Below are 14,115 nucleotides of genomic sequence, written 5' to 3' on the forward strand. Positions count from 1 at the left end.
GCTTCATTAAAAATTTTTTTCAAATTCACGTAATAAATCGTTATCAATCTTGATTGTTCGGTAGGATGAAGAATTTTTTAGTGTTGTCAATTTTACCTTGTTATTATCATCATGACTTTTTTGTTTGTCGATGGTTATCTTTTCTCCATTAATATCTGACCATCTTAATGCTAATGCTTGATTTCACTTTTTCTTTCTTTAAAGCAACAGCATCTTGAACAGGAACCTTTAATTTATCAGCGGGATTTTTCAAGCACTTCAAGTTCATGAACAGCATGATGCAAAATACTTTTGATAACTGAAAGATATTTCAATCTTGAACCAAACGAATATTTTTCTTTTCCATTGTCATCTAGTTCACCAAATGATGAAATCCATCTTTTTATTGCCACTCTTTTTATAGTTATGATTTTTTTCTTTTCAGGATTTACTGGATGGTTCTGTAGTAATAAATCTTCCGGCAATAGATGAATTGAACAGAAAAGATGAGAAAACATTTTAGAAACAATTCAACGAATCAAAAGCAAGGATATTAGGTGGACTATGTGCAGTTGTTAGTAAAGCTCTTGTAGAGCTTCCACATACCAAAATAAATAATAAGCCAAGAATGTTTGATTTTTCCTTGAATTTAAAAATGCAGTTATTTTAGAACAGTTTCTAGATTATGCTACAGCTTTTTATATTGAGGTTAAAAAGTATAGCTTGGAAATGAATACGATTTTAAAAGAAGGTTTTTATAAATTTTAATTAAGAAGTGCCTATAGCTAAAAATGAATCAAATAAATAAGACCGGTAGGAGATTTCCCTACCGGGTCAAATATTAACTAATCAAGCTTTTCTCTTTGTGTACCAACCACCAAAATTGAAGGAAGTGAAAAATTGTGTGACCATTTCAAATCCGGCTTGTTCCAGCAATCTTTTAATTTTTTCTTCCGATAGAATTGAAACATCATTTTGTATTCGGTCAAAATGTTCCTGTATCATATCCTTACTAACACCCTTAGAGCGATAAAATTGTTCTGATGCTTCCATTATTTTTTTATATTCCGGTGATTCTTTATCTCCGTAAGGGACTGACAACAACAGGGGAGCACCTGGTTTTAACCGATTTTTAATATTCTCAAGAAGGGCTAATTTGCTCTGGTCATCAGGTAGAAAATGCAGAACCAACATACATGTAGCAGCGTCAAAGTTTACTTCCTGTGGAATCTCTTCCACAAACCCCTTAACTAGTTGGACTCTTTCGTTCATACCTAGGTGTTCTACTTTTTCCAAAGCGAATTCTAACATCGGCTGGGAAGGATCAACTCCAGTAAATATCCAATTAGGATGAGAAGATCCAAATAAAGAGAGTTCTTTTCCGCCCCCGGCACCTACGATTAATAAATGAGCTTCTTCATGAACATTACTTAAAAAGGTCCCTGCTGCTTCGAACATTAGATTATAGCCCGGAATAATGGCTGCAATCATTTTTTCATACTCATTCGTAAATTCTTGGTCTTCAAATAAGGCATTCTGACTTTCAACAGTCATTTCTTCCCCTCCTTGAATGATTTAATTAACGATGAAAAAATAAGTGATAAATGATAGACATGTTCATTACAACACTTTCTCATGTTATACAGTCAAGCTTGGTTGTAACTCTACCCAGCAGATGCAATCAGGTCCACAACCAGCATCTACATCTGCCTCAGTTACGACATAAACTTCCCACTTTGTGCCGTCGGGATCTACTGCCCAAATTTTGGTTTGTACTGCATAACAGCAAGCTGTGGCAACTTCTTCTTCTAATGTGAATCCTGCCTCTAAACATCTTTGCTTAGCCATGAGTACATCGTCGCTGCTTTTAACTTGAATACCAAAATGATTAACAGGTCCATCCTTGCCTGGCTTTCGGCCAAATTCGTTTAGTGTAATGACCAAAGGGGTATCCTCTAATTCAAATTTCGCATAATCGGAACGTAATTTAATAGGTTCCTGATTGAACAAAACACGATAGAAACGCAGGCTTTCGGACAAATTACTAACATCTAAACTGATATGTAATCTGCTTTTTGTAGGGAAATCAACTGCGCTGTCTGCTCTATTCACCAGAATCATCGGTTCTTTAACACCGTTTATAAAGAAATCCTCCAGCTCCTCTTTTGTTGGGAAACGTCCACTAATGACAGGATTACCGTCAATCACTGTTAGCGGAAATGTGTCAACTTTTTTCAACATCATGACTTCAATAACCACAGACGGGATCCCATCCTCCTGTGCTCCGCTCACGTTGACTATTTTCAGAAGATGTTCTGGACCAGCGGAAATTGACTGTAGCAAACTCTCTAGATATGACTGATCTTCTTGGTTAGCAGTATAGATGATTAGCTCCATAAGTTCACACCCTCGCAAGTTCAGAAATTGATTTTACTGCAGACAGAAAACGTTGTACTTCTTCAACGGTATTGTAGAGATAGAAAGATGCTCGAACGTTACCAGGTGGTTGTTCTGGACCTTGGACATCCTTGAAATAGTTAACGGCACAATGGTCACCTGCTCTTACTGAAATATTAAATTCTTCGTTCAGAATGCGTCCTACTTCAGTTGGAGACAGATTTTCTATATTAAAGGAAATGATACTATTCCGTTGTTCGGGCTCTAATGGGCCATAAATATCAATACCTGGAATTTCTTTTAAGCCATTCAGGGCAATCTCCATCAACTCCGTATCATGCTTGGCAATATAATCTAGACCGATTTCATTGAGATAATCAACCGCTTTACCAAGACCAATCGTTTCGGCAATTGGTGGAGTTCCCGCTTGCCATTTGTAAGGTAAATCACTAAATGTGCAAGCATCAATATTGCATGTATCTAGTGACTCACAGTGACACTCTGAAGTATTAATGGTCCCACCTCCCAAAAAAGCGGGCATCATCGAATCTGCGTGTTCTTGCTTTATATACAGAACACCAATTCCCGTAGGTCCGAGCATCTTATGTCCAGAAAACGCCATAAAATCACATTCAATTTTTTTGACATCTAGTTTGAGATGAGGAGCAGCTTGAGCAGCATCAACTAAAAATAAAATTCCTTTTTCTTTACAGATTCTTCCAATCTGTTCTACAGGTACGATCGAACCAAGGACATTGGAAACATATGTAAGAGAAACAAGGCGAGTACGTTCATTTAATAACTTTTCAAACTCATTAATGTTGAAAATCCCTGTTTTTCCAGGATTATAAAAACGGACTTTGATACCAATTTTCTTTTGAAGGCGAATCCAAGGCACCATATTTGAGGAATGCTCTAAGCTGGACAATACTACTTCGTCACCCTCGTTAAAATCTAATGTAAGAGCGATCTCATTGATGGAATGTGTGGTATTTCCTGTGATGACAATCTCTGATGGATTAGCGTTAACAAATTTTGCAATCTTGCCAATAGCATTTTCATACCTTTCGGAGGCCTGCATAGATAGATCATAAGAACCCCGATGAACATTCGCGCGATATTTGTAGTAATATTCAGTCATTTCGTCAATAACGCTTACGGGTGTTAAGGAAGAAGCAACACTATCTAAGTAAACATTATCATTTGTAATAGTGGGAAAATCTTTTCGAATTGCTTGTACGTCTAACATTTTATTACCTCCAAATTATGTTCGAATTTTTTTGTTTAACTGCAACAATTGTTTTGCTGAATGAGATTCAATTCTTTTACGCTTGGTTTCCCTGTTTCAACTAATCGAACAGCATCCATTAAATTTGGTATACCGCCTTCAACTACAATATTTCCATCTACCACCATTACAGGCAGACATTTGATCCCTTCACTTTGAATTTTGAACAAAAGGCTTGGGGGCATAGGAATGTTCCCAGTACTTTTACCTAAGTCAAAAGTTTTCACTTCAGCAGTACCATTGAACTTTTTCTGTAGAAAATTGACCACTTCTTCCGATTGGCTTGGACCACAGCAGGTTTTTTCAAAGAAATAAACAGTTCTCATAAAATCCCTCCAACAATTAGTTTTAGATCAAAAAAGTTGATTAAAAGACTATTAAATCAAAAAAAGTTGATTTAAATATTAGCATTAGCTTAGAAATATGTTCCATTTAAAATATTTGAAAAGGATTTCTAGTTCTAATTACCCTTATATCAATTTTTTTTGATTTAATGAGATTGTAAATCTTTCGACATTTTAAAACAATAGCATTTTCCAAACTTTACAATAAATTTAATTTTCAAACATAATAGTTTAAAAAAATTGAATGACTCAGAACCACTTATAAAAGGTTGGAACATTAATACTAAATGAAATCGGAATGGTTAAATAATATCCATTCCGATTTCAAGTGACAATGTTAATAGTTTGAGTAATTCATAGAAGCAAAAATTTAATTTGAATGATTACAACAGTTTTCCATACCTCGGAAAATGCAACAAAGTTCTTCAGAAAGCAACGCATTAATAACGGGATGGTTGAGTTCATAGTAGCTCCAAGTTCCTTTTATTTCTTTTTGGATGAGCCCCACATCAAGCAGAATCCTTAAATGATAAGACAGTTTTGATTGTGGAATCTCCATTATTTCGGATAAATCACAAACGCATGATTTCCCGTTCTGACACAATTCATAAAGAATTTGTAACCTTTTTTCATCAGCTAATGCTTGGAATTTAGCCTGATAAGTTTTAAAAAAATCTTGGGATATCTGATTTTCGACAACCAACAGTTCCTTCAACTCTTCACATCCTTTAAATGAATAACCCATGAGATTTTCCTTATTTCTCTGAATTTAGATAGAACAATAATATTTAACACAAAACTTTTAATCTATACTGCTAGTTATTCAACTTTATAAATCAAATTTATCTGATTTAAGAAAATTATATCCTTGTATAGTACCTTTGGCAATATCTATGATCTGTTCGTTATAATAAAATTAATATTAATTTACAAATATTTACAGTAAAACAATAAAATATATATTGAACTTTTGTTTTTTTATTCAAAAAGACTAGAATAAGCATTTAGTAAAAGATGCTCAATATAGGAAGTTATTAATTAAATTATCCGAATTAACATATTTTCATAATTTTTTACAAAAATTTTCAAAAATAAATCAACTTTTTATGATACGGTTAAATAGAACTAAGGAAAAGGATGTGGTAAAACCGCAAATACTGACGAATAGCGATTAGATTTGTCGAAAATAAGGGGAAGAATGCTCTAGCCAGATTGAACTATTAATGATTGGGGGAATGATTGTGAAAAATGTTCAAGAATTAAATCAAGTTAGTGATTTTGTAAAACGAGAATACGATAGTCTAGCCCAAAATGGTGCCAGCACTTTGTGCTGCTCCCCTTCGGATACATATACTCCAGAGGAGTTAGCAGGTATTCCTAGAATTGTATTAGAGTTATCCAGTAGCTGTGGATCTCCAACCAAAGGCTTGGAACTTTATCCAGATCAAACAATTTTGGATTTAGGTTGCGGAGCGGGGCTTGATGTCATGCTGCTAGCACGTAAGCTTGGACCTGAAAGTCATATTATCGGCGTCGATGCATCAAACAATATGATTAACGTTGCTAAAAGTGCGGCACTGGAAGCAGGAATCCCTAATGCTGAGTTTCGTCTAGGAGATGCTCGTGACATTCCAGCTCAGGATCATTCTGTGGATGTGGTGATTAGTAACTGTGTAGTCGGGATGTTTCCTGACAAGGAGAAAGTTTTTTCAGAGGTTTATCGAATATTAAAACCAGGTGGATATATGGTAGCGATAGATACCATTTTTTCTAAGAAAAACTCCGAATCTTTTGATGAGCTCACTTCGCAGGATTGGGCAGCCTGTATTGTGATGATGTCAGAGGAAGAATATACGATGAAATTATTAAGTACAGGATTTGAGCATGTCGATTTTAGAGATCAACTGATTGTGCCGTATCGAGATGGTAATGAAATTACCTCAGCAAAAATATTTGCATTTAAATCAAAATAAACGATTAGACAATGATGATTCTATCTCTTAAATCAAAAAAAATTGATGAATAGGTGGGTTATAGAATGAAAACTTCTTTACTTTTAATAGGTGGATTTCTTGGAGCAGGTAAAACTACTTTACTAGCAGAACTTGCACAACGATTACAGGAAAAAGGTGAAAAAGTGGCGATTATTACAAATGATCAGGGGAGCGACTTGATTGATACCGAGTTTATGGAATCAAAAGGATTGAATGCGACTGGGATTACTGGAGGCTGTTTTTGTTGTAAGTTTGATGACCTTCAAGAAACTGTTATTCGTGTTGCCCAAAATCAACAACCTACTTGGATTCTTGCAGAAGCAGTTGGGAGTTGTACGGATTTAGTAGCAACCGTCATTCGCCCTATGAAAAGATTGCAAAGTAATAACTTTCGTATAACACCGATCACGATCGCAGTAGACCCCGAAAGAGCGAATCTTTTACTTGAAGATCGAAATCCATTTCCATATGAGGTTGGCTATTTGTTCGCTCAACAAATTCAAGAGGCGGAAATTGTTCTTTTAAATAAGTCTGATAGAGTGAGTAATGAGCTAATGGAGGAAGTAGAGAAGAAGTTACACCGAACAAACCCTAATGCACGCTTTATTCGTACTTCTGCCGTACAGGGGATCGGTTTAGAAGAATGGATTGACTATGTCGGCCATACTGAAGAATCTTCTGGGGAAAGCGTACTGAACACGCTTGATTACGATATCTATGCTACAGCTGAGGCATATCTAGGATGGTTAAACGCATCAATCAAACTCACCGCTGAAAAATCATTTAACTTAGAGGAATTAGTGAAAACAATTGGAATAGAAATGCAGGAGGAATTCGTGAAAAAAGGTTTCGAAGCTGCCCACGTTAAACTAATGGGACGAAATGGTTCACGTGTTATCAAAGGTAGTTTAACCAATTCAAACAAGGAATGGGAATGGATTTTCCAAGATCAAGATATTGTCACGGAAATGACGTTATTAATAAATGCCCGTGTTCTTGCCCAGCCAAATCAGCTTTCAGACACGATCACTAGCATTGTTAATACGGTTTGCGACCAATGGAACGTGAGTACTCAAATTGACCATTTAGAATGTTTTAGTCCAGCAAGACCAAATCCAACTTATCGTGATTTAGTAGAAATTAATTGAATTGAGATATTAGATGATTATAATCATCTAATATCTCATAACTCTGGATGTAAAAGGACGTATACATAAATGTATGTTTTCAAAAGCGTCCTTTTCTTCTTGTGATGAATGGAGCTAGATAAATTTACAGGTAACCTAGTAAAAAATGAGAGTGGATTGATATAGTAAGGCTGGAATGAAGACTTTAATTACATATCATTTCTAAAATATTCTATAGAGGAAGACGAAAGAAAAAATATCTGGAGGAATGAAGAAATGAAAAATAAGCTCATAAGTGAATTTTTAGGAACTTATTTTCTTATTTTTGCTGGGACCGGTGCCATCATTATAGATGAAATCACTCACAGTTTATCACATATTGGAGTAGCCATTACGTTTGGGCTTGTAGTCATGACATTAATTTATACATTTGGCCATATTTCCGGTGCACACTTTAATCCAGCCGTTACCATTGGATTTCTAATTAATGGGGATATGGAAAAAAAGGTAGCACTTTACTATATTATTACTCATATAATTGCAGGACTGGCAGCAAGTATAACGTTGTTTGCTTTATTTGGAAATGTTGCTTTATTGGGAAGTACGCTACCTAGAAACTCTTGGTTACAAGGGTTTGTTTTAGAGTTTATCCTTACGTTTTTTTTAATGTATGTCATTTTCGGGTGTGCCGTTCATGGAAAAGCCAATAAATCCTTTGCAGGAATTGCCATCGGTTCAGCAGTGGGATTAGCAGCTATGTTCGGAGGACCAATCTCTGGTGCATCAATGAACCCCGCAAGATCTATTGGACCTGCCATCGTATCGGGAACATTTCAATATTTATGGGTGTATGTTGTTGCAACTATTTTAGGAGCCAGTTGTGCAGCAGTTTTATATAAAATAAATGAATCTAATAAAGATCCGTTGATAGAAAAATCAGACGTAAATGAAGTTGCTTAATTGGAAAGGAAACATGAAAAGGTAAAATTAAGATGGTCATTTAATGCATATTGTTAATAAATAATTAGGTAGCGTTTCTGTACTAAACAGAAGCGCCTTTTTTATTCACGCTACCAGAAAGGTTGAACAAAAACTTTATAGTAATGTGCTTTTTTATTTTTTCATTAATAATATAATAGGGTTAAATTATGGAAAAACTATATCTAGTTAAGTTATCATTAAAATACTCTTTAAAAAGGAGATGTTTAGAATCAAACCATTTAATCTAAACCAAATTTGGCAGGAGTTTAGATCCTCTTTAAGGCAGTTTATTAGAGCTCGTGTAGCAAATGAACAAGATGCTGAAGATATCCTTCAAGAAGTGTTTATTAAAATTTATAGTCATTTATCGGACCTAAGGGAGAAAAACAATCTTCATTCCTGGATCTATCAAATAACCAAAAATACCATTATTGATTTTTATAGAAGTCAAGCCAGGAATAAGGATTTGTTACCTTTTCAGGATGAGATGCTTCAAAAAAACGAAACCAGTAGTAGTAATCATAACAAAAATGAAATTGTGACTATGTGGTTATCGGAATTAATACAACAGCTTGATACTAAATATAGGGAAGCGCTTATCTATGTAGAATTAGAGCGGAATACCCAAAAAGCATTAGCAAATAAATTAGGGATTTCCCTCTCAGGTGCTAAATCAAGGGTTCAGCGTGGGAGGAAAAAGTTGAAGAATATCATTTTGGAATGTTGCCATTTAGAGTTTGATCAATTTGGAAATATACTTGATTATGATATTAATAATGAAAATTGCACCTGCCGTAATGTTTAAAAAATAAATAAAAATTGCGTCCTTTCTTAAATGTCTCCGTCTTTTTAAGTGAAAGTAATTATTTAAATAAGAGGAGGCTGTATCATGTCAAACGAACAGAATGAACAAGTAAGAACTGAGGGTAGCTGTGGCTGCGGAATGGATAACTTCAAAACGAAAGAGGAACAACAGGAAAAAAAACAGTTAATCATTGATTTTATGTACATCGATCTTCAAGTATGTACCCGTTGTAAAGGAACGGAACAGAACCTAAACGATGCGATCAATGAAGTTTCTACTTTATTAAGAACCATTGGATATGATGTGGTAATAAATCGTATTCTGATTGAAAATGAAGAGCAAGCAGAGGCATTACATTTTATCAGTTCACCAACCATTAGACTAAACGGGAAAGATATTCAATTAACCGTAAAAGAAAATAACTGCGATACCTGTGGTTCACTTACTGGTTCCAGTGTAGATTGTCGGGTGTGGGTCTATGAGGGAAAGGAATATACCGAAGCTCCAAAATCACTAATCATGGATGCCATATTAAAAGAAGTCTATGGTACTAATCAATCTTTACAGGAAGAAAGTAAAGAACCGTATGTCCTTCCAGAAAATCTAAAACGTTTCTTTACTGAGAAGAACGCACCTAATAAATGCTGTATTAGTAACGAAGGAGCCAGTCAATGTTGTTAACTTTACTTAAAAACTAATTATAACCCCTTCAAAAGAGGGAAGAATTTTAGAAAAGCGACGCTTTTTTTAGCGTTGCTTTTTGTGCGAAGTGCAAGTTTATTTCACCATTGGGCAAGTATCAACGGTGTAGCAAATAATATCTTTAAAGATACAGATGATGTATCGGAACGGTTTGATTCTTTGGAAGATGCAATATCAAATACAGAAGATTTATATACTCTGTTATAAGCAGCCTATATTCAATTAGATCAAAAAAGTAATGACTCACATCTAGTTGTTTGGAAAGAAGCTATTTCTGAATTCAGAAGAGACTCTTCTATTTAAATTGTATGTTTGATTTGATCAAGGGCAATTCCAATTGCAATTAAATGCCTTACCTGTAGGTCTGACCTCTGTTGCTTTCAGTAGAGTTTTACATTTCCTGTCATCATGAACTACAATAAGTCCAATATTATTAGCAACAAAAGCTTGTAAGTTTTTGATGGCTGGTTTTATATATTTCTGGGGCATTACTACATAAGATTTATTAGAAAACCATTTATATTGAATAGCTTGAAATAATGCTCTTCTCCAATTGTATAGCTTGGCTTCATATGCAGTAAATTTTATTCCAGATAATATAAACTCTAGATGAATAATAAATCTATCCTTTTTAATTTCAATTATTATTTTTGCATTAATCAATTTTATTACCAGGTATCAATTGTCTTATGTTGAAGTCCGAGTGTTATATATATATTCACGACTTCGTACGGCTTTATATTTTAGAACAGAGATAATTTTAGCGCAAGTTAAATTACGTAATAATTTTATTTGCTCCTCTGAAAAGTTATAAAATATGCTCACACTGCTGCTCATATTTTATAACTTGATGAATGGGCGGCATGATGTAATAAAGAAACTCTTAAACCCTTGTTCCATGGGGTATTTTACGGTAATCCTTCATGCTGATTTCGTGCCGAAATGATTTTGTTTTGCATTTTAATGTATTTATAAAAATCGACAAACACTTGCTATAATGCTATTCCTTTTTATATGATTTAAAGCTGTTTTTTACACAATTAATTAAGTTCGAAATGGAAGGTTCTATCGGTTAAGTTGAAAAACCGTTTGCTCTTGTGGCAAACGGTTTTTTTGTTGTATGGATTCACGGCAAATGGTATATGAAAGTAGTTTACTACACTAAAAATCGAGGGAATCGCTAAAAACTGCCGGGGTGGTTTACACAGCAGAAATTGAGGAAATCGAGAAAACTGCCGTGTAAAAGTGGTTTATACAGCAAATATCGAAGAAATTGACAAAACCTGCTTCGTAAAAGTAATTTACACAGCAAAAATCGAGGGAACCCAAAAATAACTGCCGTGTAAAATGGTTAACTCGGATAAATCGAGAACCCAGAAAAACTACCGCGTAAAAATGAAAACCTACTGCGTAAAAGGGTGCCCACGGCAAAAATCAAGTAAATACACAAAGCCTTCTGCAAATACGAAACTAACATCTTTCTTTACCATTCATTTACATTTAGTGCCAAATTGTCTATTCTTAGGATGGACGACAAATCATTTGTTATTTAATAGTAGGTGAACGATCTAATGGAATATATTGTGTTAATGGTACTAGGTCTTTTGGCTGGAACAATTGGCAGCTTAGTTGGATTAGGTGGAGGAATTGTAATCGTTCCTTCCTTGTTATTTTTAAGTGCATCAGGTTTTTTTAGCGAAGTTACTCCACAAATTGCTGCTGGAACGTCCCTATTGGTTATTATTTTCACAGGACTATCATCGACCATTGCCTATTATAAACAAAAAAAGGTAGATATCAAAACAGGTCTTATTTTATTCATGGGTGGCGGACCAGGTGGAGTAGTCGGGGCATGGGCCAATAAGCAGTTAAATGCGGATAGTTTTTCCCTCTGGTTTGGTTTATTTATGATCTTTATCTCAATTGTATTAGTCTATAAAGACAAAATCCCTCCATTAAAAAGAAATAGTGAAAAAGGAGTTTGGCGTACCTTTATCGAGAGTGATGGGATTGAGTATACCTACGGTTTTCAACCTATTATGGCTATCTCCATCGCCTTTGTAGTTGGATTCTTAGGTGGATTGCTAGGAATTGGTGGTGGTGCTTTAATGGTTCCGTCATTAATTCTATTATTTCACTTTCCCGCACATATTGCGGTCGCTACTTCGATGCTACTGTTGTTTTTTACCTCTCTGACAAGTTCCATAACCTATATATGGTTAGGGCATATTATTTGGTTATATGCTTTTGCTTTAATTCCCGGAGCATGGATAGGAGGAACATTAGGAGCTAAAATTAATCAAAAATTACCAAGTAAAACGATTGTTCGTATCCTTCGAGTGATTCTTGTGCTTGTGGGTGTTCGTTTAATTATAGATGCTCTATTATAAGAGTTTCCACTAAAATTATGTTACTATTAATAGATAATATATTCTTTATCAGAAGGGATTGCGATTGATGATGGAAGTGATTCATATCTATCACACGAACGATTTACATAGCCATTTTGAGCATTGGCCTCGGATTCAATCGTTTTTACAAGAAAGGAAAAAATGGCATCAAGAACATGGAGAGGACTGTTTTCTATTTGATATCGGGGATCATGCGGATCGTTGGCATCCTCTTACCGAGGCATCTATGGGTCAAGAAAACACTCAATTATTAAATGAAACAGGATTCCATGCGATTACAATTGGCAACAACGAAGGAATTACTTTTCCGCATGACGGCTTAGATCATTTATACGACCATCGTCAATTTGATGTTTTAGTTGCAAACTTATTTAAACAGGATGGAACCCACCCTTCTTGGGTAAAAGAAAATACTACTTTTGAAACAAAATCAGGTATTAAATTGGGAGTTACGGGATTAACTGCCAATTATGCACATTTATATCATTTGTTAGGCTGGAAGACAGAAGACCCTTTGGAAATATTAAAAGCTCAGGTTACAAAGTTGAAAGATCAATCTGATATCATCGTCTTACTATCCCATCTTGGAATTGGAGATGATGAACGAATTGGAAGGGAATTTCCTGAAATAGATGTAGTTATTGGCGGTCATACTCATCATATTTTACATGAAGGTAAATTAGTAAATGAAACCTTGCTGACTTGCGCTGGAAAGTACGGAATGTATGTAGGTCATATCACCTTAATAATTGACGATAACAAATTGATTGATAAAAAGGCAAGGTTATACGATTCCAATGAATTACCTGCAACTCTTGGTGAAGAAATGGTAGTTGAAAATCTTTATAAAAAAGGCAAAGATTTGCTTTCGAATGACATCGTTTCAGTAAATCATCCCTATATGGGAAAAGAAGAAATGGCAATCCTTTTGTGTGATGCCACAAGGGAATGGTGTCAGGCAGACTGTGCCTTGATTAACGAAGGTTTAATTATAGAAGATCCAACTCCTGGAGTGATAACGAAGTTTGATTTATTGAAAAACTGTCCTCATCCTATTAACCCATGTGTAGTAGAGCTGACGGGAGCGGAGCTTAAAGAGGTCCTCCTACAGTCGTTAGATGAGAAGTGGAAGGAAATGCAAATAATGGGGCTTGGCTTTCGCGGGAAAGTAATGGGTAAAATGATTTACAGCGGAATAGAAATACAAAAAAGGCTACAATCCTATCAATTTTTTATTAAGGGTAGATCGATTGATGCGAATTTGACTTATAGAGTTGCCATTCCAGACATGTTTACGTTTGGAAAGTTTTTCCCTTCCATTTTTAGAGCGAAAAATAAGAAATACTTTTTACCAGAGTTTATGCGTCATTTATTGGAATGGAAAATCAGAAAAGTGGAAGCGCCTTGCTCAGCTCCGTATTGACTGACTTGCACAGGATGTGCTGACATCGACGTTTGCCATATGACGTGACGGTTATTAGTCGATGTTCCCTCTGAGATAAAGGAAACACGCTGAGCACGATCATGCGAATCGATGTTGACGCTATCGTTGCGGAAGAAACGGGTAGTCCACTAGGAGCTAGACATCAATCTAACTTCAGAAACCTCAATTTTCTTCGTAACCGATAGAAAAACAGTCAGTCCAATAAGACACATGCTGTCCTTTTCTTCATATGATAATGATGAATAGAAGAGAAGGAAGGAGTGTCATAATACGAAAATGATGAATTTAACTCCCATTGTGATCGAGGGTCACACTTTTCTGAGTATCTCCGTGAAATTGCCAAAAACCAATTTACTCGTCGTATCAAGTGATAAGGGATATATTATGTGTGGAGCTCTTGATGTTGCATTGCTAAATGATAAATTAAAAGATCGAAAAATTATTGCTGGCAGAGCAACAGGCGTGAAAACAATTGAACAGCTTTTGGAAGCTCCGTTAGAATCCGTAACGTATGAAGCAGAAGCACTTGGTATTCATAAAGGCATGATTGGGAAAGTAGCATTGCTTAAAATGATTTAACTTTACTAGGGTGAGGGGCACCTTCCATCAAACGGAAGGTGCCTCTCACCCTGAAAATTTTGAA

16 protein-coding genes are annotated in these 14,115 nt (G+C 35.3%); 9 read left to right on the top strand and 7 right to left on the bottom strand.

The features are described 5' to 3' along the window. Positions 1-236: 236 nt before the first annotated feature. The 6 genes from Q5760_RS04975 to Q5760_RS05000 all read right to left on the bottom strand — a co-directional run bounded on the left by Q5760_RS04975 (position 237) and on the right by Q5760_RS05000 (position 4,693). The gene (locus Q5760_RS04975) at positions 237-392 is read right to left on the bottom strand and encodes a hypothetical protein (RefSeq protein ID WP_428911129.1); all 156 of its coding nucleotides are present in this window, start codon (positions 390-392) and stop codon (positions 237-239) included. Between the two features lie 436 nt (positions 393-828). Further along, positions 829-1,533, bottom strand: coding sequence for a class I SAM-dependent methyltransferase (locus Q5760_RS04980; protein WP_428911130.1), 705 nt, complete (start codon positions 1,531-1,533; stop codon positions 829-831). 84 nt (positions 1,534-1,617) lie between these two features. Then, the gene (locus Q5760_RS04985; RefSeq protein ID WP_428911131.1) at positions 1,618-2,271 is read right to left on the bottom strand and encodes an ArsI/CadI family heavy metal resistance metalloenzyme; all 654 of its coding nucleotides are present in this window, start codon (positions 2,269-2,271) and stop codon (positions 1,618-1,620) included. Positions 2,272-2,380: 109 nt separating this feature from the next. Then, positions 2,381-3,625 (bottom strand): aminotransferase class V-fold PLP-dependent enzyme, encoded by a 1,245-nt coding sequence (locus Q5760_RS04990; protein ID WP_428911132.1) that lies wholly within the window; start codon positions 3,623-3,625, stop codon positions 2,381-2,383. Positions 3,626-3,660: 35 nt separating this feature from the next. Beyond that, the gene (locus tag Q5760_RS04995; RefSeq protein WP_428911133.1) at positions 3,661-3,990 is read right to left on the bottom strand and encodes an arsenic metallochaperone ArsD family protein; all 330 of its coding nucleotides are present in this window, start codon (positions 3,988-3,990) and stop codon (positions 3,661-3,663) included. Positions 3,991-4,378: 388 nt separating this feature from the next. Then, positions 4,379-4,693, bottom strand: coding sequence for an ArsR/SmtB family transcription factor (locus Q5760_RS05000; RefSeq protein ID WP_428912497.1), 315 nt, complete (start codon positions 4,691-4,693; stop codon positions 4,379-4,381). 556 nt (positions 4,694-5,249) lie between these two features. Between Q5760_RS05000 and Q5760_RS05005 the strand changes: the two genes are divergently transcribed. From Q5760_RS05005 to Q5760_RS05030, 6 genes are all read left to right on the top strand, one after another. Next, entirely contained in the window at positions 5,250-5,981 is a 732-nt protein-coding gene (locus Q5760_RS05005; RefSeq protein ID WP_428911134.1) for a methyltransferase domain-containing protein, read from the top strand. Between the two features lie 65 nt (positions 5,982-6,046). Beyond that, entirely contained in the window at positions 6,047-7,150 is a 1,104-nt protein-coding gene (locus Q5760_RS05010; RefSeq protein ID WP_428911135.1) for a GTP-binding protein, read from the top strand. Between the two features lie 255 nt (positions 7,151-7,405). Then, positions 7,406-8,089 carry an MIP/aquaporin family protein gene (locus Q5760_RS05015; RefSeq protein WP_428911136.1) on the top strand — a complete coding sequence of 228 codons (684 nt, stop codon included), beginning with the start codon at positions 7,406-7,408 and terminating at the stop codon, positions 8,087-8,089. 241 nt (positions 8,090-8,330) lie between these two features. Next, complete coding sequence (gene sigZ, locus Q5760_RS05020; RefSeq protein WP_428911137.1) at positions 8,331-8,915, top strand: RNA polymerase sigma factor SigZ; 585 nt, start codon at positions 8,331-8,333, stop codon at positions 8,913-8,915. 84 nt (positions 8,916-8,999) lie between these two features. Next, entirely contained in the window at positions 9,000-9,596 is a 597-nt protein-coding gene (locus Q5760_RS05025) for a DUF2703 domain-containing protein (protein ID WP_428911138.1), read from the top strand. 72 nt (positions 9,597-9,668) lie between these two features. Beyond that, positions 9,669-9,824, top strand: coding sequence for a hypothetical protein (locus Q5760_RS05030; RefSeq protein WP_428911139.1), 156 nt, complete (start codon positions 9,669-9,671; stop codon positions 9,822-9,824). Between the two features lie 114 nt (positions 9,825-9,938). Here Q5760_RS05030 and Q5760_RS05035 read toward each other — a convergent pair whose 3' ends face one another. Then, positions 9,939-10,280, bottom strand: a complete 342-nt coding sequence (locus Q5760_RS05035; protein WP_428911140.1) for a hypothetical protein — start codon at positions 10,278-10,280, stop codon at positions 9,939-9,941. Between the two features lie 908 nt (positions 10,281-11,188). Here Q5760_RS05035 and Q5760_RS05040 point away from each other — a divergent pair. The 3 genes from Q5760_RS05040 to Q5760_RS05050 all read left to right on the top strand — a co-directional run bounded on the left by Q5760_RS05040 (position 11,189) and on the right by Q5760_RS05050 (position 14,051). Continuing rightward, positions 11,189-12,007 carry a sulfite exporter TauE/SafE family protein gene (locus Q5760_RS05040; protein WP_428911141.1) on the top strand — a complete coding sequence of 273 codons (819 nt, stop codon included), beginning with the start codon at positions 11,189-11,191 and terminating at the stop codon, positions 12,005-12,007. Positions 12,008-12,074: 67 nt separating this feature from the next. Then, positions 12,075-13,451: a bifunctional metallophosphatase/5'-nucleotidase gene (locus tag Q5760_RS05045; RefSeq protein WP_428912498.1), complete on the top strand. Its 1,377-nt coding sequence runs from the start codon at positions 12,075-12,077 to the stop codon at positions 13,449-13,451. Positions 13,452-13,748: 297 nt separating this feature from the next. Continuing rightward, positions 13,749-14,051, top strand: a complete 303-nt coding sequence (locus Q5760_RS05050; protein ID WP_428911142.1) for a YunC family protein — start codon at positions 13,749-13,751, stop codon at positions 14,049-14,051. Positions 14,052-14,115: the final 64 nt, after the last annotated feature.

Source organism: Niallia sp. Kr1 (assembly GCF_050389805.1).
Taxonomy (GTDB): domain Bacteria; phylum Bacillota; class Bacilli; order Bacillales; family Cytobacillaceae; genus Bacillus_BD.

Bases quoted from the DNA above. Each gene is read 5' to 3' on its own strand.
- Q5760_RS04980 (WP_428911130.1), bottom strand. From the start codon at position 1,533: ATGACTGTTGAAAGTCAGAATGCCTTATTTGAAGACCAAGAATTTACG.
- Q5760_RS04990 (WP_428911132.1), bottom strand. From the start codon at position 3,625: ATGTTAGACGTACAAGCAATTCGAAAAGATTTTCCCACTATTACAAAT.
- Q5760_RS04995 (WP_428911133.1), bottom strand. From the start codon at position 3,990: ATGAGAACTGTTTATTTCTTTGAAAAAACCTGCTGTGGTCCAAGCCAA.
- Q5760_RS05010 (WP_428911135.1), top strand. From the start codon at position 6,047: ATGAAAACTTCTTTACTTTTAATAGGTGGATTTCTTGGAGCAGGTAAA.
- Q5760_RS05015 (WP_428911136.1), top strand. From the start codon at position 7,406: ATGAAAAATAAGCTCATAAGTGAATTTTTAGGAACTTATTTTCTTATT.
- sigZ (WP_428911137.1), top strand. From the start codon at position 8,331: ATGTTTAGAATCAAACCATTTAATCTAAACCAAATTTGGCAGGAGTTT.
- Q5760_RS05025 (WP_428911138.1), top strand. From the start codon at position 9,000: ATGTCAAACGAACAGAATGAACAAGTAAGAACTGAGGGTAGCTGTGGC.
- Q5760_RS05040 (WP_428911141.1), top strand. From the start codon at position 11,189: ATGGAATATATTGTGTTAATGGTACTAGGTCTTTTGGCTGGAACAATT.
- Q5760_RS05045 (WP_428912498.1), top strand. From the start codon at position 12,075: ATGATGGAAGTGATTCATATCTATCACACGAACGATTTACATAGCCAT.
- Q5760_RS05050 (WP_428911142.1), top strand. From the start codon at position 13,749: ATGATGAATTTAACTCCCATTGTGATCGAGGGTCACACTTTTCTGAGT.